Here is a 22,494-nt window from a genome sequence, read left to right as displayed (position 1 = left end):
TGGAGCAGCTTTCCATTCATTTGTTGCCGGATCGCACCTGTTGTACAGCTGGTAGTTGCTTGCCGGTATGCTCTGGGGGTGGTGACGCAGTCCTTGAGCAGTTCCGTGATCGCCATCCCGTCTGTTCATCAACGCTTGAACACCGCGTGTCCCTACTTCACCATGTTCCCGCTTGAGTTCCCCCTCGCCAGACTTGCACGCGCCAGAAAAGGTCAGTGGGTACTGGATCCGTTCTGTGGGCGTGGGACAACAATGTTCGCTGCGAGGCTCCGAGGACTAAATTCGGTGGGTATTGATGCGAGTCCAGTGGCTGCCGCAATAGCGGCCGCGAAGGTTGCCCGCGCCGATCGCATCGCGGTCGAAACCCTGGCTATTCAGCTATTGCAGACTTCGCCGGCCCCCACGTCCGTGCCCTCTGGTGAGTTTTGGGAGTGGGCGTATCACCCAAAGACCCTGATCGAAATGTGTGCGTTGCGCGAGCAACTCGCGAACATTGCCTCAGACCACGAGGATGCAGCCGTACTTCGAGCGATCGTGCTCGGTATCCTTCACGGCCCGCTCACTAAAGCTGTACCGACTTACCTGTCTAACCAAATGCCACGAACTTATGCCACAAAGCCCAACGCCGCTGTGAAATTCTGGCAAACCCGCGCGATGAGACCTCCTTACGTGAATGTGCTTGACGCAGTGTTACGCCGAATCAGATACACACTCGCCGACGTGCCCAGAGAGCACGGCGGCGATATCTACTGCGGTGAATCGTCGGACGTGCTGCAGCGTTTGCAGCACTCTTTCGATTGGGTCGTCACGAGCCCACCGTATTTCCGCATGTACACGTACATGCCCGATCAATGGTTGCGGTCTTGGTTCCTCGGTGGGCCGCCATTCGTTGAGTACACGACTGACAATCAGCTTCGTCACACCAGCGTTGATATATTTGTGAGCGATCTCGCGTCGGTATGGGCCAGCGCGGCTGAACGGAGCAACCCTCAGGCCAGAATGGCTATTCGGTTCGGCGCGTTGCCTAGTGTGGACGCAAAACTGTCCCCGGAGAACCTGTTGAGGCGCTCGCTAGAGGAATCAGGTCGCTGGAAAGTGACGCGTGTTCGTGACTCCGGGCAGCCGAACAGTCAAGCACGTCAATCAAGCCAGATGGGTAAGGCTGGCACATACGCCGACGAAGTCGATGTGCTTGCACGATTGATTTGAGTACTACAATGAGATGAAGAAGTAGCCAAAAAGGGACTGCAGATCCTAAGACCCGCCGTTAAGCCGACTCCCACTTTGTGACCTCCAACAGCACACGAGTCGATTGGTCTTCCGGACCGCGTGCAAGCACCACTTGCCCGTTCATCATTGCCGAATAGCTATATTCGGGCGATCGAAGGACAGCCCTTTTGAGTTGAAACCTTGCGCGCTGCTGACATGCCCCTTCGAACAGCTAACGCGAACTGTACTGGTTCGAACTCCGTTTCGAGTGGTGCCCCCAGTCGGACTCGAACCGACACTTGACGGATTTTAAGTCCGTTGCCTCTGCCAATTGGGCTATGGGGGCCTTGTCGCACCCGACTGGTCGGGTGCGACAGGGATCAGACTATCGGGTGGGCTTGAGCTATCGACATCGCGATACCGTCGAGGATGTCGTGTTCGCTGACGACCAGTTCGGTGATCCCGGCTTTGGCCTCGAAGGTCTGAGCCAGCACCGTGGTGATGATCGCTCCGCCGCCGATGACGTCCACCCGCCCCGGATGCATCGGACCGAAGGCAGCACGATCAACCCGCGGCATGGCAATGAGACGCTCACACACGTCGAACAGTTGCTTGAACGGAATCCTCGACAGGTGCACCTTCTCAGCGTCGTACTCCGGAAGATCCTGCGCGATCGCGGCCAGCGTCGTCATGGTTCCAGCGACACCCACCCACGTGTGCGCCTTCTCGACGGGTACGACCTCGAACGCCTCGGCCAATTTCGCGGTCGCAAAAGCTGTCGCCTCGGAAACCTGCTCTGCCGTAGGCGGATCCGACGGTAAGCACCGCTCCGTGACGCGCACACAGCCGATGTCGGTGGAGTACGCAGCTTGGACCCCGGACGCCTCGCCGAGGACAACTTCAGTGGATCCGCCGCCGAGATCTACCACCACGAAGGGGCCCGCCGACGGATCGAGTTCTCCCACAGCACCGCTGAACGAGAGACGTGCCTCTTCGTCGCCGGTGATCACCTCGGCTCCGGATCCGGGAATCACCGCACCGAGCACGTCCCGCGTCATCGTGAAGAACTCTTCCCGATTCGCAGCGTCGCGAGTAGCCGAGGTGGCGACCATGCGAACGGCGGTTGCTCCGGCGTCGGCGATCATCGACGCGTACTCGACGAGCGCAACCCGGGTGCGTTCGATGGCCTCGGGCGCGAACGCCCCTGTTGCATCAACGCCTTGACCGAGTCGCACGACGCGCATCTCACGTCGGACATCCACCAGACGACCGTCAGCTCCGACGTCGGCGATCAGCAGTCGAATGGAGTTGGTACCGCAATCAACTGCGGCAACACGGCGAGTCACTGGTCGGTGTTGTCGGCATCGTCGATGCCAGGCCAGTCCGCGGGAATTGCAGTGCCGCGGAGCTTTCCGTGACCGGCCAACGCCACGGACTCGTCACCGAGCGGATTCACGCCGGGACCCTTGGCAAGCGAATGCGCCATCAGCACGTGCAGGCACTTGACGCGATCCGGCATCCCACCACCGGCAAAGTCGGTACCGAGAGATTCGATCGCGTCACGCTCGGCGAGGTACGACTCGTACGCCCGGCGGTAAGCCGTGGCAAGATCGGGATCCTGCGTCAGACGTTCGGTCATCTCACGCATGACGCCGGCGGATTCCTGACGGCTCGCTTCGGCCGTCAGTCGCGGGTCGGTGAGGTAGTACAACGTCGGGAACGGTGTTCCGTCCGGAAGTTTGGGGGCAGTCTTGACGACGCCCGGCTGACCGTCCGGGCTGCGGTACGCGATCTCGATCACTCCGCGTGGCTCACGGCCCAATTGAGCGGCAACGGCGTCGAGGTCCGCCTGTGAAACCTGTGGGGAATTTTCGGACGTGTTGCTCACCCGGTGGGTACTCCTTGTTCTTCTGGCTCTATCGGCGCCAACGGCATCGGGGCCGGTGTCGTCGTCTCGGGAACCACTGGCGGTTCCGAAATCGTTTGCCACAGGTCGCGATACCACGGACCTGTCAGCGGTGTTTCCTTTTCCTGCTTCTTCTCCGGCTCCTTGTAGTCACCGGGAAGTTGAACCTGAAACGGGGTCTCGCCCGGTTTGACGTACCGAAGGCGTTCTCGTGCAAGAGCTTCGATGTACGCAGGGTCGTCGAAACGTGCGTTCTGCCCTTGCAGCTTTCGCAGCTCTTCCTCGAGCACCTGACGTTCGGCCGCCACCTGCGCGGCGTCCGATCGCTGGCTGATGTAAGTACGCAGCGGCACAGCCAGTGTCAGCGCCAACATGAGTACAACCATCGCGAGCACCACGGCCCGGCTGGTGGACAACCCGAAAATGGTGTTGTCCGACTTGGGAAGTCGAGACCAGAACTTGTTGGTTCCGCTCTTCCCTCGAGCCGATTTCGACCCGCGTGCCGACGCCTTCTCTGTCGAGGCCCTCGACTGCGCGGGGTCTGTCACAGCGGAATCAACTGCTGCCGGATCTACCGAAGGTTCCGACGCCCGTGGGCGTCGAGCGCTGTCACGACGCGCACGAGACGGTGTGTCTCCACGACGGGAACCACGACCCCCCGGACTTCCGCCGGGGGATCGTGGCTTACCGCGCTGTGCAGACACTACTGAATCTTAGATTTCCGTCAGGCCTCGAAAGCGAAGCGCGGGAACGCAACCTCGCCGGCGTAACGTGCTGCATCGCCGAGGTTCTCCTCGATACGCAGCAGCTGGTTGTACTTGGCAACGCGCTCGCTGCGGGCCGGAGCACCGGTCTTGATCTGGCCGCTGCCGACGGCAACTGCGAGGTCGGCGATGGTGGTGTCCTCGGTCTCGCCGGACCGGTGGCTCATCATCGTCTTGTAACCGTTGCGGTGAGCGAGATCGACAGCGTCGAGGGTCTCGGTCAGGGTGCCGATCTGGTTGACCTTCACCAGGAGTGCGTTGGCCGCGCCCTTGACGATGCCTTCTTCGAGACGCTCGGGGTTGGTGACGAAAAGGTCGTCGCCGACGAGCTGGATCTTGTTGCCGATCTGATCGGTGAGCGCAACCCAGCCGTCCCAGTCGTCTTCGTCGAGCGGATCCTCGATGGAGACGAGCGGGTATGCGTCGATGAGGTCGGCGTAGAACGCCGCCATCTCGGCCGCCGTGCGGTTCTTGCCCTCGAACTTGTAGCCGGTGCCGTCGGTGTAGAACTCGGTGGCGGCGACGTCGAGAGCGAGCGCGACGTCGGTACCCAGCTTGAGGCCGGTCTTGTTCACGGCGATCGTGATGAGGTCGAGTGCTTCCTTGGTACCCGCGACGTCCGGAGCGAATCCGCCTTCGTCACCGAGACCGGTGGAGAGGCCCTTCTCCTTGAGAACCGACTTCAGGGAGTGGTAGACCTCGGTGCCCCAGCGCAGCGATTCCTTGAAGCTCGGTGCGCCGATGGGCGCAACCATGAATTCCTGGACGTCGACACCGGTGTCGGCGTGTGCGCCACCGTTGAGGATGTTCATCATCGGGACGGGGAGTACATGAGCGTTGGGGCCACCGACGTAACGGAACAGCTCCAGGCCCGAGGACTCGGCAGCGGCGCGAGCGACGGCAAGCGAGGCACCGAGCAAAGCGTTTGCGCCGAGGCGGGACTTGTCCGGGGTGCCGTCTGCGTCGAGCAGCGCCTGGTCGACCGTGCGCTGCTCGGTCGCGTCGATGCCGATGATGGCAGGAGCGATCTCGCCGAGCACAGCCTCTACGGCCTTCTCGACGCCCTTGCCGCCGTAGCGCGCGCCACCGTCGCGCAGTTCGACGGCTTCGTGCTCACCGGTCGAAGCGCCGGACGGCACCGCAGCCCTGGCGAAACTTCCGTCTTCGAGCAGAACCTCGACCTCAACCGTGGGGTTGCCACGGGAATCAAGGATCTCGCGAGCTCCGACCTGCTCAATACTGGCCACTGTGTGGTTCTCCTTCGAATGGGCTTCGCATTGGGGCACGCACTGCGTGCTTGACACTTGGGCTCCGACCCCTCCGGTCGAAAGAGGACCACGATCGCCGCTGGGCCTCTGCAGTGCCAGCACCTCTGTAGTGCCAGCACACAGCCTAACCGCACCGGCCGAAGGCTTCTTTATCGACGCGCGGTCATGGCCCCGACCTGCGGTCGATCACCGTCAGTCCGGCCGAACCCCGACTGAATATGCCGACGCACGATCACGGACCAGCGCGAGATAGTCGCCCGAGAGGTTGTACGCCATCAGCGCCTGCTGCCAACCGGCAGCGGTAGTGAGGTCTCCCCCACGTGCGCACAGGTACCGGGCAGCGGTGAGGGCGGCGTCGTCGATGTTGTCCGGGTCCACGCGGCCGTCGCCATTGGCGTCGACACCCCATTTGAGCCACGTCTCAGGGATGAACTGCATGGGCCCCATGGCACGGTCGTGCACGGGGTCGCCGTCCATCGCTCCGCCGTCGGTGTCGGGGATCTCGGCAACTCCCGGGCCACCGTCGAGAGGGATTCCCCGAATGATCGGGGCGACCTGCCCCAGCGCGTCGACCGACGAACCGTCGTAGGTCCCGTGGCGGCTCTCGACGCTGCCGATACCGGCCAGGGTTGTCCACCCGATTCCGCAGCCGGGAAGCGTCTCGGCCATGACCGCAGCGGCATACCCGTATGCCTCGAGTGCAGTGGTACCGATCCCGATGTCGTCGGACAATCCCGCCGCCCAATCGGCAAGTTGATCGGCACTGCGGCCGGGAGCGTTGATGTCGATCGGCGGTGTCGGAGCACCGCTACCTGGGGGTATGCCCTCAGGAATGGCAACCTTCGGTTCGTTCGATCCACACGCCACGACGCCAACGCCCAGCAAAGCTGTTCCGGCAGCTACTGCGGCGACGGCTCTCGAGAGACGCCGGGGACTTCTGCGGGCAGCGGAGGTTCGGTACACCCTTCCATCATCCACATGCGAGCGAACTACTCCCGAATCCATTGGTAAAGACCAGCAAAAGTACAGGTCAGGGCATGGTTCCCCGCTGATTGTGGAGTATCTTTTTCTGAGTTAAGGCTGGCCTAGCCTCATGAAGCTGTCCGAACCTGTTTCACCCACTCAGTCAGGAGTCGCCCGTGCCCGTGTCGGTACTCGCTGCCGCGAGCACACCGTCAGTTGCCACTCAGCTATTCGGCAGTGGCCTGATCGGTCTGCGCGAAGGCCTCGAAGCAGGCATCGTGGTGATGATTCTCGCTGCCTACCTTGTGAAGGCTCAGCGCAAGGACGCACTCAAATGGGTGTGGCTCGGCGTCGCGATCGCCGTCGGGATGGTGGCGATCATCTTCTTCGCGATCCACTACGGAACATCGACGGTCGACGGCTTGACCGCCGAGATCATCGCAGGCGTTGCCTCCCTGATCGCCGTCGTCATCGTCACGATCATGGTCCTGTGGATGCGCACGGCAGCGAAGAACATTTCCGGGGATCTGAAAGCCGGAATGGAAAAGGCGCTGATCGCGGGACCCGTCGCCATTTTGTCGCTGTCGTTCTTCGCGGTTGGTCGTGAAGGCGTCGAGACGGCGTTGCTCATGGTCGGATACGCCGAGAACACCGCGGGCAGCTCCTGGCCGCTGGTCGGACTGCTCCTCGGAATTCTCGTGGCCGCCGCCTTGACCGTGGCCATGTACTTCGGCGCTCTCCGCCTCAACCTGACGACATTCTTCCGGTACACAGCGATCTTCCTCATCGTCGTTGCCGCCGGAATTCTCTCGTACGGCGTTCGCGCTCTGCAGACCGGAAACGTCCTGCCTGGCGGATCCTCTCTCGCGTTCAACCTGACGCCCGGATACGACCCGTCGACCTGGTACGGCACCGTCCTCGCCGGAATCTTCAATTTCCGGCCGGATCCGACTGTCCTGCAAGCCACCGCGTGGGTTGTGTACCTCGTCGTCGTTCTCGCGCTCTTCCTTCGTCCGCTTCCGTCGAAGCCGTCCGAGCCGACGGCCCCGCCTGCGCACGACACCCATGTTCCCGAAAAATCCTGAGAGGCATTGCCGACATGCGTAAATCCACCCTCGTACTGGCCACAGCTGCGGTACTTCCCTTCTCCCTCGCCGCGTGTACCGAGAAGACGACGGCGAGCGACGGCGACATCGTCGTCACCGCCACCGACGACTCGTGTGAGGTCAGCGCGACGACGGGGACGACCGGCACGTCGACGTTCCAGGTGACGAACAACGGCTCGAAGGTCACCGAGTTCTACGTCTTCGCCGAGGGTGATCGAGCGATGGGCGAGGTCGAGAACATCGGCCCCGGCCTGACCCGTCAGCTGATCGTCTCCCTCCCCGAGGCCGCGACGTATCAGCTCGCGTGCAAGCCGGGCATGGTCGGAACCGGAATCCGTCAGGACTTCGTCGTCACCGGTGATTCGCAGGCGGCCACCGACGAGAGCGGCCAGCTCGCCGAGGCCGCCGACGGTTACCGTCGATATATCCGCAGCCAGATCGTCGCCTTGCAGGACACCGCAGCGCAGTTCGTCGCCGCTGTGCAGTCCGGCAACGTCGACCAGGCAAAGGCACTCTTCCCGATTGCACGTACCTACTACGAGCGCATCGAGCCCGAAGCCGAGAGCTTCGGCGAACTCGATCCCAAGCTGGACTTGCGCGAAGCGGATCTCGAGCCCGGTCAGGTCTGGACCGGATTCCACCGCCTCGAGAAGGATCTGTGGGTCACCGGGCTGCAGCCGGATACCAACGCGGTCGCCGATCAGCTACTCGAAGACATCCAGTACCTTGCCGACCAGGTGAACGCCGACGATTACACGATCGATCCCACCAAGATCGCCGGCGATGCCCAAGGACTGCTCGACGAGATCTCGACTTCCAAGATCACCGGTGAGGAAGACATCTTCTCGCACACCGACCTGTGGGATTTCCAGGCCAACGTCGACGGCTCACAAGCTGCGATCGCGGCACTGAACCCGATTCTGCAGGAACGTAATCCCGAGCTCGCCCAGCGCATCGCCGACCGATTCGCCGACCTCGATGCCGCGCTGGCACAATTCCGCGTCGGCGACGGATTCGTGTACTACGACACCGTTACCGAGGCGCAGCGTCAGGAACTCTCGCGTAAAATCGACGCCCTGTCCGCCGAGGTCAGCCAGGTCCAGGAAGTAGTTGCGGGACAGTAGATGACTGATTCACCAGAAGGCACACCCACTGCGGAAAACGCAGCACCGCATGCAGTTTCACGGCGCCGATTGTTCGGCGCCGTGGGAGCCGGCGCTGTCCTGGCCGGTGCCGGCGCCGTCATCGGGCGGGTGACCGCCGACGACAATTCCGGCGCAAATTCCGCAGATGTGGTGGCCTTCCGCGGTGAACATCAGGCAGGCATCACCACGCCGGCCCAGGATCGCATGCACTTCGTCGCTTTCGACGTGACGACGAAATCACGGGACGAACTGATCACGCTGCTGCAGACGTGGACGGCGATGGCCGAACGAATGACTGCGGGTCAGGAAGCAACCGAAGACGGCGCGACCGGCGACGGTCCGTACGCACCACCGAGCGATACCGGCGAGGCTCTCGATCTGGCGTCTTCGCAGCTCACCCTGACCATCGGATTCGGACCGTCCCTTTTCGACGACCGTTTCGGGCTCGCGGACAAGAAACCTGCTGCCCTGCTGGATCTTCCCCACTTCCGTGCTGACAACCTCGATGCCAATCGCAGCGGCGGCGACATCGCCATCCAAGCGTGCGCCAACGATCCCCAGGTTGCCGTGCATGCGATCCGTAACCTCGCACGAGTCGCTTTCGGGACTGCGTCGGTCAAGTGGTCGCAACTCGGGTTCGGACGAACGTCCTCGACCTCGACGACGCAGGCGACACCACGAAATCTGTTCGGGTTCAAGGACGGAACCGCCAACATCAAGGCAGAAGATCCAGACGCACTCGCCCAGCACGTCTGGGTCGACCCCACTGACGATCAGGCCTGGATGGCAGGCGGATCGTTCCTCGTCGCCAGACGCATCCGGATGCTGATCGAGCAGTGGGATCGCGCAGTGCTCAAGGAACAGGAAGCCGTCATCGGCCGATCCAAACGGAGCGGAGCGCCGCTCGGTGGCAAGGACGAGTTCGACGAACTCGATCTCGATTCCAAAATGGGACACGACTTCGTCATCCCGGAGGATTCACACGTGCGTCTGGCCTCGGCCGAGGAACTCGGTGGGATTCAAATCCTGCGCCGCGGATACAACTTCACCGACGGCTCCGACGGCTTCGGCCACCTGGACGCGGGACTGTTCTTCGTCGCGTATTGCCGGAATCCAGTCGAGCAGTTTGTTCCGATGCAGCAGAACCTTTCACGGCACGATGCGTTGAACGAATACATCCAGCACGTCGGTTCCGCAGTCTTCGCCTGCCCCGGCGGTCTCGCCGACGGCAAGGACTGGAGTTCTCAACTGTTCACCTGATGAGCATCTCCACATTCAGTATCTCCACGAACGCACCAAATTGACCGGCGCCCGATTCCGCTCGGTCAGTGGATCGATCGCCTTGGTCGTAGTCGGTGGCAGCAATGCCGAAGTAGGTACCGGCGCGACAATCTCAGTTGTTTGCGCCTGCGGCGGTTCCGCCTGTGCCGGATCCGAGAACGGGCGCAGCACTGCCCACGCGAGGAAGCTGGTCAGTGCAACCAGCGAGAACCCCACGCCCACAAGGATTTGCATTCTCCCAAGCCCACCTGCGGGTGGCGAATCTGATTCGGTGCCTTCTTCGGTTACACCGACGCTGTGCACCTCGGCCTCATCGGGAGACGCTTCGACCGCATCCGTTGCGATTTCCGAGTCCGCGACTTCCGAATCCGGAAATTCCGAATCCGTGACTTCCGAGCCTAGGTGTTCCTGATGTAAGACCTCGGCTATCAGTGCGGCGCCCTTGGCCGAGGCGAGCTCGGGCTCGGCCGGCCTGATCACCGGTACCGAAAACTCCCTCTCGAGAATCTTCTCCACCAGTGATATTCGGGCGCCTCCCCCGACGAGGACCAAGGCGTCAGGGACGCACCGGGCTCGCGCCGCGACTTCTCGAATCACCATCAGCGTGTCTTCGACTTCCCGTGTGACAACCGAATCGAAACGGATGCACATGGATTCGGGAACGGGCATCACCTGCGCACGACGGGAGCCGCTGGCAAGGTATTCCTTGACTGCACGTGCGTCGAACACGCCATCACCGTCGAAAGCCACATCAGGACCGGTTGCCGACAGCAACTCCGCGACGATTCCGTCGAGCCTGTCACCGGCGAGCGCCGTCGACCGCGTGGACGCGATAGTTGTCGCAGTTCCAATCTCGATCATCGAGACAGTCACTCCGGTTCGGCCGATATCGAGAACGGCCAGTAGCCGAAAACCTTCGGCCGCACCCGAAGTCCGTACCAACGCGACAACGGCCACCGCTTCCGGCACGGTGACGGCGCCATCGACACCTCGGGCACGCAATTCCGATTCGAGCGCTACGTTCTGTCGCTCGTCGGGAACCGCGATGACCATTCGAGACGTGTCCCCGCGAACTGCAGCACCTAGATGAATCGCGGCTGTCCGCGCCGGAGATGCGTCGAATGCGTCCACCGTCCGAGTCAGGAATCGACCGCCGCTCTCGGATCCGGTTTCCGGCTGGGGGTCGGCGCGAACAATACGAACCGATGCAGCGCCCAACGACGCACCGAACACTGGATCCATCGCTGTACGCACCCCCGTATCCAACCCTTGCACTGTTTATTCGTCACTAAACATACTTGCGGTATGTTATCCGTAGCGGGAAGTTTACCGGATCCCTCGGAGACCGGAGAACTACGCGAAACTGGCAGGCCGAATCAATGTGTGGAGAGGTCCTTGAACAAATCGATGGCCAACATGACAACCGTGATGTCCGCACTACCCATACCCCGCCCCTCCCTGCTGGCGACCACCACCCGACACCTCCGCGACCGCCAGACACCGACCGGGATTCGCACGATTGACACGTGGATTCCAGGCCCTGGTGATGCGGCACTGTTCGCCTCGCTTCACCTGCCTACGGACGCTGCCGTGCGCGGTGCCGTCGTCATATGTCCACCCCTTGCGAAGGAACACATCAGCGCTTATCGGGGACTGCGCCAACTCGCCCAGGAACTTGCCGGGCGCGGATTCCTCGCTCTTCGTTTCGACTATGAGGGACAGGGAGATTCGTCCGGTCGGCAGGACGACCCGCTAGCAGTTGCGCACTGGCAGGCCAGCGTGGCGGCAGCCGTGGCGTACGTGCGGCGTACAGGTATCGAGTCCGTAGCCGTCACAGGTTTGCGCGCAGGAGCTCTACTCGCCGCATCCACCGTGGATACCCTTGGAGACCTACGTGCGATGGTCTTGTGGGATCCGGTCATATCCGGTAGGTCCTACGTTCGAGAACTGACTTCGATGTACCGCGTTTCCGTCGACGACGACCCCCACCACGACGACCGCACATCAATCGTCGGCGGCCTGCTGGCTTCCGCGGCGATGAAAGACCTTTCCGGACTTGACCTCAGCACGTTCGATCCGAGTTCGTCGACAAAAGTCCTCGCCGCGATTCGCCCTGAATTCGCTGATTCGCCCCGCACGGTTCGGATGCTCGAGCGATCCGGTGCTGAACGCATATTCGTCGAACGGCAGAATCAGTTCGTTTCCCCCAGCAGTTTCGTACTCTCGGTGCCTACGCACGACATACAACGGATTTCGAGTTGGGTATCGCGACAATTCGGCGAGGACAAGACTTTCGTCGATCCAGAGATCACGTCGGCGGCGCATGTCGCGACGGCTGACGACGGCGAAGAAATCTGGGAAATCTTGGAACGACGGTCCACCGGATCACTCTTTGCAATCTCCACCGCATCCCGCACGACTGCGAGCCACGCTGCCACTGCGATCTTTCACAGCACCGCGAACGAGTACCGGATCGGGCCGGCGAGGCTGTGGGTCGAGTCCGCTCGAACTCTCGCCTCGCATGGTATCCGGTCGATTCGCTTCGACAGGATGGGCACAGGAGACAGCGGAACGGTCTCCACCGACGAGAACACCCCCATCGTGTCTCCGGAAGCGCGCCGCAATGTGCTGGACCTCGTCGACGCCCTCGGCGTGCCGCCGTCCCGCCGGATGCACATCGGAATGTGTTCCGGTGCCTGGATGGGTGCCTACGTGGCTAGCCAGCGCGGGGCACGGTCCGTGGTGCTGCTCAACATCGTGAATTGGTCGATCAACAATCGACGACCACCGGTGAAGAAAGCGCACGTCGATGCAATGGAGTCTGACGTTGCAAACCGAATTTTCATCGTGGCCAGAACAATTCGCAACGCCGGACGGCGAGCCCAGCAGTACTTGCCTTACCCGGTGTGGCTCGGTCTCGGCTTCCTCGGATTGGTCAATGCCCCCGAGTCGATGCTTCGCACCTTGACCCGCCGCGGGACACAAACTGCCGTGTCCCTCTCGCCGGAAGACGAAGTTTGGTTCGAAGCGAACAGAGGCCGACGAGGTGTCACACGTCTTTCGAGCTCGAAGAATCCCCCGCACGTCTTGTTCTCCGGCTCCGGTGATCACAACCTGTTCCATCGCAGTTCGCGAGAACGCGTCGGCCGGTTGATCGTTGCATCTGCACTCGACGCGTTCGGAGATCGAAGACTTGCCGTGTCGGCGCGCGACAAGGAGCGACTCGGAGCATGATTCGCACGTCGACCCGGGTCAACATTCGAACGTCGTCCCACGTATTCGTAGTCGTTGCAGCGACAACCGCGGCGCTTCTGACCGGTTGCACTGCCGACACGACGCCCGCAGAACCGACTCCCACGTCCGCGCCCCTTCCCTCGATCAGCGCCGACGCCGCCGGGGCCAGAGGCAAACTGGAAAGCGCGTCCGAGTTCGACGACGTCGATCCACTGATAGCCGACGTGGGCGCGACTGCCCACCAGATCACGTACCGATCAACTTCAGGCATGGACGGAAGTTCAACGGTCGTGTCTGGAATCGTCTTCGTTCCGGAAGGCGATCCACCACCGGGCGGGCGACCTGTTGTCACCGTCGGTCACGGCACAACGGGAGTCACGGCGGAGTGTGGACCGTCGATGTACCCCGATCTCCTGGGCTACGCGAGCACGATCGTCCCTTTGATGAAACTGGGATTCGTCGCGGTCATGACCGACTACCAAGGGTTGGGTCCGGCAGGCGGTACCAACCCGTACCTAGACCCGAACACCAGCGCCTTCAACTTGATCGACGGAGTTCGCGCAGCGCGGGAAATGGTCCCGGACACGTCCTCGAAATGGGCAGGACTCGGCGTGTCGATCGGTGGACAGGCAACGTGGGCGGCAGCAGAGTTATCCGGTTTCTACGCGCCCGAATTGAATTTCGTCGGGTCGGTTGCGCTGGCTCCCGCCGCAGATCTTTCCAAACTCGCCGACTTGGCCCAGTCGCAGTGGCTCACACATGAACAGCAGATCATGATGTCGTACGTAGTATCTGGGCTGACCACGGCCCGACCCGGGACCGATCCAGGCAACTACCTACACGGCGCGCTGTCGAGTAACTCTGAGATGTGGTTGGCATGTGCGGGTCCGGCGTTGAAAGAACGCGGCGAACAAGCATCACGACTGAATCCCGCCGACACCCTGCCGAGCTCCGACGAGGCCGGAGCTGTCCTGCGCGACTGGCTCACATCGATCGCCCTCCCCCAGCGTCCATCCGGAGGACCACTGCTGGTCATCAACGGCGACGCTGACGAGACGATTCGTCCGCAGTGGGTGCAAGAGGCCGTCGACAATGCTTGTGCGTTCGGCGATTCGGTGCAGCACATCGTCAGAGCAGGCCAAACTCACAACAATCTGGATCCGGGGTCGGAGACTGCGGTCTGGCTCCAAGCGCGCTTCAGAGGCGAGTCGCCGCCGTCGGACTGCTGATTTATCGTCGAAAACTCGAATCGACCAGGTACTCCATATTTTGAACCGAAGGTGTGGACACGACGTCTGAATGTGCCTTCACCGAAGTCACTTCCGTCCCGTTCCGAACCACACTGACCGAGACGGCACCGACCGCAGAGGGAACCGTGCACACATCCATCCCTGAATCAGCACTGCACGTGGTCGTCGAACCACCGACCGTAACTTTCACTTCTGCACCCTCGACCAAGAATGTCAAAACCTCGATCGTGTCGCGAACCGGGGACGACCCCGCGCGCAGAATCATCGGAGATTCCGAGGGAAGTGCGGGTTGCGCGGACGACAGTTGGTTCCGGTAGCTGACGTAAGCGACGTCACGTGTAATCGTCGGTGCCGTTCCGGTTTTGAACCAGTCGACAAAATATGCGTTCAGATCGAGCAATGCCCGACCGTGCCCCTCACTCGGCGCAAACGCCGTGCCTTCGCTGTAGTCGTTCCACGAAATAAGTTGCACCCATTCACTATCCGATTCACGCGCAATCTGCCAGGTGTTTCGGAGATTCCCGGTATTCTGCGCTTCGTCGAAAACCGATTGGCTGGGACGCGCATCCTGGAATGAGACCGACTGCATCCATATCTTGCCCAGAGCATGCGCTCGATTCGCCTGATCCAGTGGCGAGCCGATTCCGGTGTCCGCCACTGGATTGAAGGCGGGGTTACGTCCACCCCACGTCGACATTCCGTAGCTTATCGACGCGAATGAATCCATATTTGTAGTGGAGTTCAGGAAGAGCGGAACGAAGGCTACCTCGATCCCGTAGCGGGCCTTCATTATGTCGAGAAACTGCGACCACCACGCCGGATCGTGTTTCTCGGCAAGAAACGGCGAAATTACGACCCTGTTGTCCGCCAATCGAAAAACTGACGGCGATGACGCATACTGTGACAACTCGTCTGCCAGATCTGCGGGGTCCAATGTGCCGAGTTCGCCATTCATATCCGGCATCAACATTATTTCGAACGCGGGATCGACTGCCGCTGAAGCCGCGAGAAGTTCGGCCGGAACGGAAGAAGACCACAACGCGTTCGACGACTTCGTCAGAATGTCAACCGAGAAGCCACCGATTCCCGCGTCGATTGCCTGCCGCACTTCATCTTGCAGATCTCGCTGCCTCCACTGTGGGTCAGCTGAAACGGGCCGTGATTGTGGCCGGTCTCGGAGAAACCCTCCGACTGCGGCGTACGCGCCTCGTTCACCGTTCGGGTTGAGATACTGCGTGGCGTAATAGTCCTCGCCCGACGGTAGATTGTCGATCGAGACGGGATACGGCGGGAAGTAATGTGCAAAGACCATCTTGCCGTTCGCCTGTCCGAAGACCGGAACATCGAAGGCGAGATGCGACGACGCCGTCTCGTCAACTTTCGCGGTTCGGCCCATTCCATCAGAGAGTCGAAAGCCGGCCGCTACGAGAAGCGCTGATGACACCAGCGTAATTCCGATGGCAATTGCACGAAATTGCCTGCCCCGCGAACCTTCGATACTCACCCGTTTCCGATTTCGAGCATCGGCGTTCACCGAATCAGCCACCCCTTCTCGCGCACGGTCTTACGCCGCAATGCCCGGTGACGTTGTCATCCAGAACCTGGGAATGGCATTCCAACTTGATTCTGCTGCAAAGAATCCGAAGCTTGCGGCGGGTGATTCGACCTGGAATCGGAATCGCCGTTTCCACCGAGTGATCTTACCTGCCGCTCATCGGTCGGCAACTCGTCGCTCGAGCGGTTTGCCTTCTGCGCGACCTTCGTGCGGAGCATCGAGCGAGGGATTGCCACTGTGGGACTGTCCAGATCACTGCGCGTGTAGCGCCCTTCGGTCTCTGCCGGCTCCCATTGGTCGAAATCGATGCGCATATCTTCGGCCGGAGATTCGACCGAATCACCCGAATCATGCTTGTCCACTTCATTCTTCCCCGTCGATCCGACACCTGGTTCAGCGTGGACTCCCTGCGCAGCAGCTCGCCGTTCGACGGGAGGCCACGCGCCGACTGGTTCATTCGGTTCATTTTTCACCGGAGGCTCGTTCGCCGCAGGCTCGTCCACCACGCTCACTCGGCTACGGCCCTTGACCGAGCTACTACGTCCGACACCCGTGAGCACCGCACCCAACAGGTTCGCGCCGGCAGCGCGCAGCGTGGTCGCTGCGTCTTCCACCTCGTCCACCGACGAAATACTCTGTGTTGAAACAAGAACCACGCCGTCGACGACTGAGCCGATCACAGCCGAATCGGAATAGAGCGACAAAGGTGGACCCACGACGATCGTGTATTCGAATTTCTCGGAGGCCTCCAAGAGGATCTCGCGTGCCGAGACCGATGCGATGGCGTCACCGGAATCGGATCGTATCGAGCCGGCGGGCAGCAGAGTCAATGAGCGACCGGGTACCTGAACGAGCGCGTCCACGAGCGGAATCGCGCCGGCAAGAACGTCGGAAAAGCCGGCTGCCGGCTTGATACCGAGGTATGAATCCACGCTCGGCGACCTCAAGTCACCGTCCACCAACAGCACTCGACGTCCCGCTTCGGACAAGACAACCGCGAGATCGGCTGCGAGACACCCCGCAGGCTCAGAGTACCGAGGTGAAGCGATGAGGACCGAACGGATCGCGTCGGCACTCGGCCCGGCGAACTCGATACCCGTCCTGAGCTTGCGTATCGACTCGGCATACGCAGTCGCGCCGTCCGAAGGGAACGTCAACGCGTGAGATCCCCGCGAAGCCGATTCCGGAACTGTCGCCAAAATCGGTACACCCGCAACGGCAGAGAGCATGGAAGCACTTCGAACTGATCGATCGAGCCGCCCGAGGAGCACCCGGACGCCGATGCCGACTACCAGACCACCAACGAGGCCGAACAGGGACGTCATCACGAGATTCGAACCCCCACTGGCATCTTCAGCGTTGGCCTCGGTGACAACCTGGACAGACGTATTCGGACGGCCACCACCGTTAGGGGTCTCCAACTGCCCGACATATTGTGCGAAATTCTTCGCATACGCATTGGCGATGCCGGCTGATCCTTCGGCCGTCGAATCCGTGACGGAGACTTGCAAGAGCACGGTTTTCTCCACTGCTGCAGCCGAAACCTGCGAGGCCAACTCGTGTCCGCTCATTGGAAGACCCAGGTCGTCGATCACCTTGACCGCCAGATCGTCGCTCGAAAACAGTTGGGCATAGGTCGCCGCTCGTTGCTGAGAAAACAAATCGCCCTGATAGGCGCCAGCCGAGTCAGCACTGATCGGCGAGCCGATGAACAGCACAGTTGTCGACGTGTAGGACGACGGACTCGAGATGGCCATGAAAGCACCGAGGATCAAGCCGAGCACCGCGAAGACAGGTATTGCCCACCCCCGCCTCAGAATTCGCGCGGCAGTGCTGAGTACATTCATGTGTTCGCCTTTCTTGGAGACCGCTGTGTGCGTGTGTCTCCGTCGCGCCGTGGCGTGTGACTTGCCACCGAGTCAGTTGTGTCTGGCCGACCACCGGGCAACACTGCCCCTCGCTGCGTTCGGCGCGTGGTGGCCAGCAGCACCGAGCCTTCGATCTTCGCACCTGCGATTTCCAGATCGTGAATCTTCGTCATCAACGTCTGCTTGTTTGTCGAATGAGATTGAACGACAAGGATTATCGAACGGCATACCTTGGCCAATCGGCTCGAGTCGGCGTACTGCGTCCCGCCGGAGTCGAAGACAACCACAACGTCGAACCTGGCACTCAAATCTCGCAACATCCGCCTGAACGACTCAGACTCGATGACTCTGTCGGGAGTTTCGGTCGGCGAACCGCTCCGGAGGAGAGTCGGCCGCAGTGGCGTCGAGCTCAGAACATCGTCGAGGGTGGTGTCCGACATGACGATGTCGGTGACACCCAACTCGATCTGCGCCCGCGACGATCGGAAGTTGCAGTCGACGAGAACCACCGAATATCCCAGAGCGCAAGCAGCATCGGCGATGCCGACAGCTGCGAACCTGCTGATCTCCCCCTCGTCGGCAGCGGTCACGAGCACGGGTGACGCGGGCGTACCTGTCCCGATGAGGTCTCGGTTGAACTGCAGTCGCGCAAAAGAACTTTTCAATGCCGACTGATCGCCTTCCTCGGCGGACGATCCCCTGCCACCGAGGTACTGGATGGACTCGAGCACAGGTAGACCCGTCCAGGCCGCCAATTGGTCGACACTCTGAACTGCTCTCGACCTCGCAGCAGCCAAGGTCACGCCCGTCACTCCAACCATCGATCCGACGACCAACCCCATAAGAACGTTCGGAATCGTCTGCGGGCCGGCCGGGCTCGTCGGTGCTGACGCAGTGACGACAGTCAGCGGCTGAACAGTCGGGATCAACGTCCCACTCGGCGTCTCGAGCCGCCGGATCGTCTCGTTCATCTCGTCCGAGGCCGCATTCGTCAGTTGCAACGCCCGGTCTGCGCTGTCGGCGATCCCAGAGATTTCGAGCAACACGGTGTCGGGTACAACGCGAACCGAAATGCTCTCGACGTCACGAAGACCACTCTCGCCCAGACGACTTGCGACCCGGGCCGCGAAGTCGGAACCTTCCGCCAGACGCGTGTATGTACCCGCTCGTTGCTGCGAGAATTCGTCACCTTGGAAAGGGCTCGAATCTGCATTGCCCAGAGTTGTCGGTGTTCCCCACCCTGGCGTGGTGAGAAAGAGTTGGGTCGAGGTCTTGAAAGTGGTCGGCGTGAGCAATGTCAGCAGAACGCCTACCAGCAGACCGAGCACTGTCGAGATGCCGACGACAATCCACCTGTCACGAAGGACCTCGAAGAAACGGGACGGGTTCATCGGAGAATCCCCCCATTCGGCGCGCCCTCGCGAATCACACCGGAGGCGGTCAGCGATTCCACCAGTTTCTGAGCAATCACTGCATTCCCCACTGCATTCGGATGCACACCGTCCTCGAATTTCAGTGTCGTGAGGTCCACGTCGGCGTACCAACCGTCGGCAACAGGATCGATCACGGTCGCGGCAACCGATTCCCCGTAACTTCGCAGCGCTGATACGAATTGGTCGTATCCGTCGTACGGCACAGGTGTGACGTATGTCGGCACGATGATCACCAGACGCGCATCCGGCCAGGCATCCCGGACGGCATCGATGTACGACGTCATGACTGGAAACAAATCCATCGGACTCATGTGCAGATCGTTTCGCCCACCGTCCACGAAAATGATGTCCGCTCGATACCGCTCGATCGACACCGGTAGTCGATTCGCGAATCGTGTTGTAGTTCCCTGATACTCGGGTGCGCCGTCGTTGGTGAAACCGGTGCTTCCCTGTGCATCGACATTGCAGTCCCACCCCATCCGGACGCAGATGATTCTCGGGTACGCCCCGAGCCCGATTCCGTTGATGCCCGCAGTGAAGCTGTCGCCGAACCACATCGACGCCGGCGCTGTGTCCGGCGGCAATTGAGGAGCGGTTGTCGCTGCCGTGAGGGCGGACCGGCCGTTTTCGGCAGCCGAATTCTGACGCACGGCCAGCGCCGTCGCACAAACGACCAATACCACCAGCAGAGCAAGGCCCACGAGTTCCAGCGGGCGACGGGCAGAGATTCTCGACGAGAATCGGTTCGTCCGAGTCATCGAATCGCCTCCCGTCGTGAGACGAAGAATGCACAGCCGATGATGACGAGGAAGTACGACATCGCTTGCAGCAGTGATCCTCTGAGAAGAATGATCAGGTAGAAGGGCAGGATGCAGGCAAGAATCGTCGGCGCCCTGGACTGGCGCAGCGACAATTCGATTCTTCTGTCCTGAATCCCTGCGATCAAGCCCAGAGCAACCATTCCGGCAATCAACGCGATCCACCCACCGTTGACGAACAGCTCGGACCACAACGGCGCAGAAAGGTTCTTGACCGTGTAGTTGCGGCTCTCCGCGAGCAGGATGCCCGTGTCCGTAGCTTTGCCGGGCCAGATGGTCCGCGGAATCCAGAAAAGTACAACTCCGAGTGCCTGCTTACCATCGGTAACCCCGTGCGTATTCACAAAATTGACGGTGTTGTTGACCTGTGCAAATGCGTCGTAGTCCGGAGACGTGAGCGATTCGAGAGGCGAACTTGTCTTGAACTGTGCCGACGTGCTGTACCTGAACGCATCGGCGAGTGGAAAGACCAGGACAAGTGCAGCCACGGCAAGCAGGGCAACCACACGGAAACGAACGCGGGTCGCGAAGAGTCCGAAAAGTGCCGCCACGGCGAGTGCTGCAGTACCGAACAGATACCTTGCACTCGAGATCGGATTGAACGTCAACAACAGCACGGCCCCGAGCACGATGGCGCAGAGAAGAAACAGACGATCCGCTCCCGGATTCTGATCACGGTATTTGACCACCGCGATGAATGCGACGAGCAAGGACATCATCGCGACGGCGCCGATGATACTGGCGACCGTGGATTGCCCCAGCGACGCACTCGCCTGCTCCACCACGGCACTTCGGCTCGACAGAAGCGTCCCTACACCGAGTTTCTTGATGTAGTACGCGTTGGCGACGAGGGCGCAACCGGCCAGAATCAAAACCCGAACGGGATCCACTCGCACGCTCGTGGCGTTTCCCCATCGCGTGTCTCTGATTCGACGCCACACCGCTCCGGAGAACACTATTCCGGCCAGGAAACCGCCGATCCCCAGAAGGACGATCGACACCGCTGTCGAGTTGAGGGACGGATCCACTCGGGGCGTCGTAGGAGGAATCTCTCGCAGGCGGAGCTGGGCAAGTGGAGCAAGACCCATGAAGACATAGGTGAAAACCCAGAACGACATCTCGACGAGCCGACGAAAGCCCTCGCCGACAATCCACGCGTAGCGCAATCCCGAGATCGTGGTGACGGCAAGTACCGCCATCCATACACGCCCTGGCGGTGTCGGAGTGAACTCGACGACTGCGAAAGGCACGATGATCACCATGATCACCGCGGTCCAGATCGCAATCAGCGGTGGCATCAACGAGTCCTGCCGGCTGACGTCGAATTCCGCGAACTCCTCAGGCTTTGTCCGCCCGCTGGAAATGGTTTTCACGTGGTCGTCCCGGCCAGTGCGCCTGTTCGTGTTCGGCGCAGATCGCCTGGTTCGGCACGATCAGCAGTGGACGGCACGCTCGCGGGGTCTTCACGGCCGGAGTGCTTCCGTTGGGCAGCGACCACCAGGCACACGGCAACGAGGACGGATGAGACCGCCAGCCCGATCGCGACTCCGACAGCGGTTCCAGTGAGGGCTGCAGCCGCGCTGCAGATGACGATTGCCGTGAGACTCTGGATGATTCGCAGCTTGAGCAGTCGTCCGCTGGCTCCTTGAGTGCGGTAGAGATTGTAGACACCCGCTATCCAACAGATCGCCGCGTACTCGAGTCCGAGAAACGGCAGAACATGGCGAGCCTCGGCCCAGGACTCTCCGAGAACGACTCGGCCGAGTGCATCGGGAAGGAAGGGAGCGGCGAATCCGATCGTTGCCGCCATCGCAGATGTGAGCCACGCTGCATAACGCAGTGTGCTCCACACCTGGCGCGCGGTGTGGCCGGCCCGAACCGATTCGGGAATGACGATCAGAGGAAGCGAACTGATCAGCACGGCAAACGGACCCAGGACGGTCACTGCTCCGCGCAAAGACGCGGCAGCCACCGTTCCGATGAAGGCTGTGGACACCGCGACGATCACGATTGCAGCCAGTTGGTCGATGCCACTCTCGAATCCGAACCGGATTCGATGAGTCCAGAACGACGCCCACCAGCGATACACACCAGTCAGTCGCGGTAGCGTCTGTACGCGAATCATCAGGTAAACGAGTGCAAGCGCTCCGGCGAGGGACCACAACCAAATCATCTCGGCGATCGAAAGTGCCTCTGGTCGAATCCACGTCACGACAAGCACACCGAACGCCGCACTCGCCCACAACGCATCGCTGAAGAACGCGTGTTCCGGTTCTCCCATCGACATCGCGGTGAACCGCAAGGCATCCTGCGCGAGAACAACCGGTGCGGCGACGGCGTATGCAATCCCCACCTGCGGTTCGTGAAGGAAAACTGAGACTCCGAGGGCAACGATCCCAACCAGGACTCCGAAGATGGCTGCACCCGAGATCGCATGTCTGCTCTCCGCGCGAATCCTGTTGCGACTGTAGGCACTCATCAACAGCAGGGGTGTGCCAACTGCACCTCGAACGAATCCGAGCGCAGCCGTGAGGATGGAGAAAACAAGGATCGCCAGACCGAACTCACTCACCGAAGACGGTCCGGCCATCGCGAACAGAATCAACGCGTTACTTACGCTGGACAGCACTTGGTCACCCGCACTGAACAGCACTCGCAGCTTCAGACCTGCCACGACCCCACCTCCCTTGCACA

18 protein-coding genes and 1 tRNA gene are annotated in these 22,494 nt (G+C 61.2%); 6 read left to right on the top strand and 13 right to left on the bottom strand.

Features of this window, described 5'->3' with window-relative positions; genetic code table 11:
* Positions 1-162: 162 nt before the first annotated feature.
* Positions 163-1,209 carry a DNA methyltransferase gene (locus tag ACFT1A_RS07985; RefSeq protein WP_058226239.1) on the top strand — a complete coding sequence of 349 codons (1,047 nt, stop codon included), beginning with the start codon at positions 163-165 and terminating at the stop codon, positions 1,207-1,209.
* A 269-nt stretch (positions 1,210-1,478) separates the two neighbouring features.
* Here ACFT1A_RS07985 and ACFT1A_RS07980 read toward each other — a convergent pair.
* The 6 genes from ACFT1A_RS07980 to ACFT1A_RS07955 all read right to left on the bottom strand — a co-directional run bounded on the left by ACFT1A_RS07980 (position 1,479) and on the right by ACFT1A_RS07955 (position 6,152).
* Positions 1,479-1,555, bottom strand: a tRNA-Leu gene (locus ACFT1A_RS07980).
* 34 nt (positions 1,556-1,589) lie between these two features.
* Positions 1,590-2,555, bottom strand: a complete 966-nt coding sequence (locus ACFT1A_RS07975) for an exopolyphosphatase (protein ID WP_378446518.1) — start codon at positions 2,553-2,555, stop codon at positions 1,590-1,592.
* On the bottom strand, positions 2,552-3,097 hold the full coding sequence (locus ACFT1A_RS07970) for a DUF501 domain-containing protein (protein WP_378446517.1): 546 nt from the start codon (positions 3,095-3,097) through the stop codon (positions 2,552-2,554). Before ACFT1A_RS07970 ends, ACFT1A_RS07975 begins: the two co-directional genes overlap by 4 nt.
* Entirely contained in the window at positions 3,094-3,531 is a 438-nt protein-coding gene (locus ACFT1A_RS07965; RefSeq protein ID WP_153212074.1) for a septum formation initiator family protein, read from the bottom strand. Before ACFT1A_RS07965 ends, ACFT1A_RS07970 begins: the two co-directional genes overlap by 4 nt.
* Before the next feature lie 308 nt (positions 3,532-3,839).
* Positions 3,840-5,126 (bottom strand): phosphopyruvate hydratase, encoded by a 1,287-nt coding sequence (gene eno / locus ACFT1A_RS07960; RefSeq protein WP_347874312.1) that lies wholly within the window; start codon positions 5,124-5,126, stop codon positions 3,840-3,842.
* A 213-nt stretch (positions 5,127-5,339) separates the two neighbouring features.
* Complete coding sequence (locus tag ACFT1A_RS07955; protein WP_378446516.1) at positions 5,340-6,152, bottom strand: lytic transglycosylase domain-containing protein; 813 nt, start codon at positions 6,150-6,152, stop codon at positions 5,340-5,342.
* A 140-nt stretch (positions 6,153-6,292) separates the two neighbouring features.
* Here ACFT1A_RS07955 and efeU point away from each other — a divergent pair, with 140 nt between their 5' ends.
* The 3 genes from efeU to efeB are packed head-to-tail and all read left to right on the top strand — an operon-like array spanning position 6,293 to position 9,621.
* On the top strand, positions 6,293-7,195 hold the full coding sequence (gene efeU / locus ACFT1A_RS07950) for an iron uptake transporter permease EfeU (RefSeq protein ID WP_378446547.1): 903 nt from the start codon (positions 6,293-6,295) through the stop codon (positions 7,193-7,195).
* Between the two features lie 14 nt (positions 7,196-7,209).
* Positions 7,210-8,340: an iron uptake system protein EfeO gene (gene efeO, locus ACFT1A_RS07945; RefSeq protein WP_317556398.1), complete on the top strand. Its 1,131-nt coding sequence runs from the start codon at positions 7,210-7,212 to the stop codon at positions 8,338-8,340.
* Positions 8,341-9,621, top strand: coding sequence for an iron uptake transporter deferrochelatase/peroxidase subunit (gene efeB / locus ACFT1A_RS07940; protein ID WP_378446515.1), 1,281 nt, complete (start codon positions 8,341-8,343; stop codon positions 9,619-9,621).
* 15 nt (positions 9,622-9,636) lie between these two features.
* On the opposite strand, the gene ACFT1A_RS07935 is transcribed toward efeB, so the two are convergent.
* On the bottom strand, positions 9,637-10,896 hold the full coding sequence (locus tag ACFT1A_RS07935; protein ID WP_378446514.1) for an Hsp70 family protein: 1,260 nt from the start codon (positions 10,894-10,896) through the stop codon (positions 9,637-9,639).
* 141 nt (positions 10,897-11,037) lie between these two features.
* Here ACFT1A_RS07935 and ACFT1A_RS07930 point away from each other — a divergent pair, with 141 nt between their 5' ends.
* Together ACFT1A_RS07930 and ACFT1A_RS07925 are read left to right on the top strand one after the other, a co-directional pair.
* Complete coding sequence (locus tag ACFT1A_RS07930; RefSeq protein ID WP_378446513.1) at positions 11,038-12,876, top strand: serine aminopeptidase domain-containing protein; 1,839 nt, start codon at positions 11,038-11,040, stop codon at positions 12,874-12,876.
* A complete protein-coding gene (locus tag ACFT1A_RS07925) occupies positions 12,873-14,105 on the top strand; it encodes a lipase family protein (RefSeq protein WP_378446512.1) in 1,233 nt (410 codons plus the stop codon). Before ACFT1A_RS07930 ends, ACFT1A_RS07925 begins: the two co-directional genes overlap by 4 nt.
* A 1-nt stretch (position 14,106) precedes the next feature.
* On the opposite strand, the gene ACFT1A_RS07920 is transcribed toward ACFT1A_RS07925, so the two are convergent.
* From ACFT1A_RS07920 to ACFT1A_RS07895, 6 genes are all read right to left on the bottom strand, one after another.
* Positions 14,107-15,522: a glycoside hydrolase family 71 protein gene (locus tag ACFT1A_RS07920; RefSeq protein WP_378446511.1), complete on the bottom strand. Its 1,416-nt coding sequence runs from the start codon at positions 15,520-15,522 to the stop codon at positions 14,107-14,109.
* Positions 15,523-15,716: 194 nt separating this feature from the next.
* Positions 15,717-17,528 carry a Wzz/FepE/Etk N-terminal domain-containing protein gene (locus tag ACFT1A_RS07915; RefSeq protein WP_378446510.1) on the bottom strand — a complete coding sequence of 604 codons (1,812 nt, stop codon included), beginning with the start codon at positions 17,526-17,528 and terminating at the stop codon, positions 15,717-15,719.
* Positions 17,525-18,940, bottom strand: coding sequence for a hypothetical protein (locus ACFT1A_RS07910; RefSeq protein ID WP_378446509.1), 1,416 nt, complete (start codon positions 18,938-18,940; stop codon positions 17,525-17,527). Before ACFT1A_RS07910 ends, ACFT1A_RS07915 begins: the two co-directional genes overlap by 4 nt.
* A complete protein-coding gene (locus ACFT1A_RS07905) occupies positions 18,937-19,740 on the bottom strand; it encodes an SGNH/GDSL hydrolase family protein (RefSeq protein WP_378446508.1) in 804 nt (267 codons plus the stop codon). The genes ACFT1A_RS07910 and ACFT1A_RS07905 overlap by 4 nt, the downstream gene beginning before the upstream one ends.
* Positions 19,737-21,173, bottom strand: a complete 1,437-nt coding sequence (locus tag ACFT1A_RS07900; RefSeq protein ID WP_378446507.1) for an oligosaccharide repeat unit polymerase — start codon at positions 21,171-21,173, stop codon at positions 19,737-19,739. Before ACFT1A_RS07900 ends, ACFT1A_RS07905 begins: the two co-directional genes overlap by 4 nt.
* Positions 21,170-22,474 carry a hypothetical protein gene (locus tag ACFT1A_RS07895; protein ID WP_378446506.1) on the bottom strand — a complete coding sequence of 435 codons (1,305 nt, stop codon included), beginning with the start codon at positions 22,472-22,474 and terminating at the stop codon, positions 21,170-21,172. Before ACFT1A_RS07895 ends, ACFT1A_RS07900 begins: the two co-directional genes overlap by 4 nt.
* Positions 22,475-22,494: the final 20 nt, after the last annotated feature.

The sequence above is a fragment of the Rhodococcus sp. NPDC057135 genome (assembly GCF_042670865.1).
GTDB lineage: Bacteria > Actinomycetota > Actinomycetes > Mycobacteriales > Mycobacteriaceae > Rhodococcus_F.
The sequence above is the reverse complement of the archived record's forward strand: the minus strand, read 5'-3'. Positions and strand labels throughout refer to the sequence as shown.

Excerpts from the sequence above, each read along its gene's own strand:
- ACFT1A_RS07985 (WP_058226239.1), top strand. The coding sequence starts at position 163 with ATGTTCCCGCTTGAGTTCCCCCTCGCCAGACTTGCACGCGCCAGAAAA.
- efeO (WP_317556398.1), top strand. The coding sequence starts at position 7,210 with ATGCGTAAATCCACCCTCGTACTGGCCACAGCTGCGGTACTTCCCTTC.
- ACFT1A_RS07955 (WP_378446516.1), bottom strand. The coding sequence starts at position 6,152 with ATGGATTCGGGAGTAGTTCGCTCGCATGTGGATGATGGAAGGGTGTAC.
- ACFT1A_RS07925 (WP_378446512.1), top strand. The coding sequence starts at position 12,873 with ATGATTCGCACGTCGACCCGGGTCAACATTCGAACGTCGTCCCACGTA.
- ACFT1A_RS07910 (WP_378446509.1), bottom strand. The coding sequence starts at position 18,940 with ATGAACCCGTCCCGTTTCTTCGAGGTCCTTCGTGACAGGTGGATTGTC.
- efeB (WP_378446515.1), top strand. The coding sequence starts at position 8,341 with ATGACTGATTCACCAGAAGGCACACCCACTGCGGAAAACGCAGCACCG.
- ACFT1A_RS07905 (WP_378446508.1), bottom strand. The coding sequence starts at position 19,740 with ATGACTCGGACGAACCGATTCTCGTCGAGAATCTCTGCCCGTCGCCCG.
- ACFT1A_RS07915 (WP_378446510.1), bottom strand. The coding sequence starts at position 17,528 with ATGAATGTACTCAGCACTGCCGCGCGAATTCTGAGGCGGGGGTGGGCA.
- ACFT1A_RS07920 (WP_378446511.1), bottom strand. The coding sequence starts at position 15,522 with ATGGGCCGAACCGCGAAAGTTGACGAGACGGCGTCGTCGCATCTCGCC.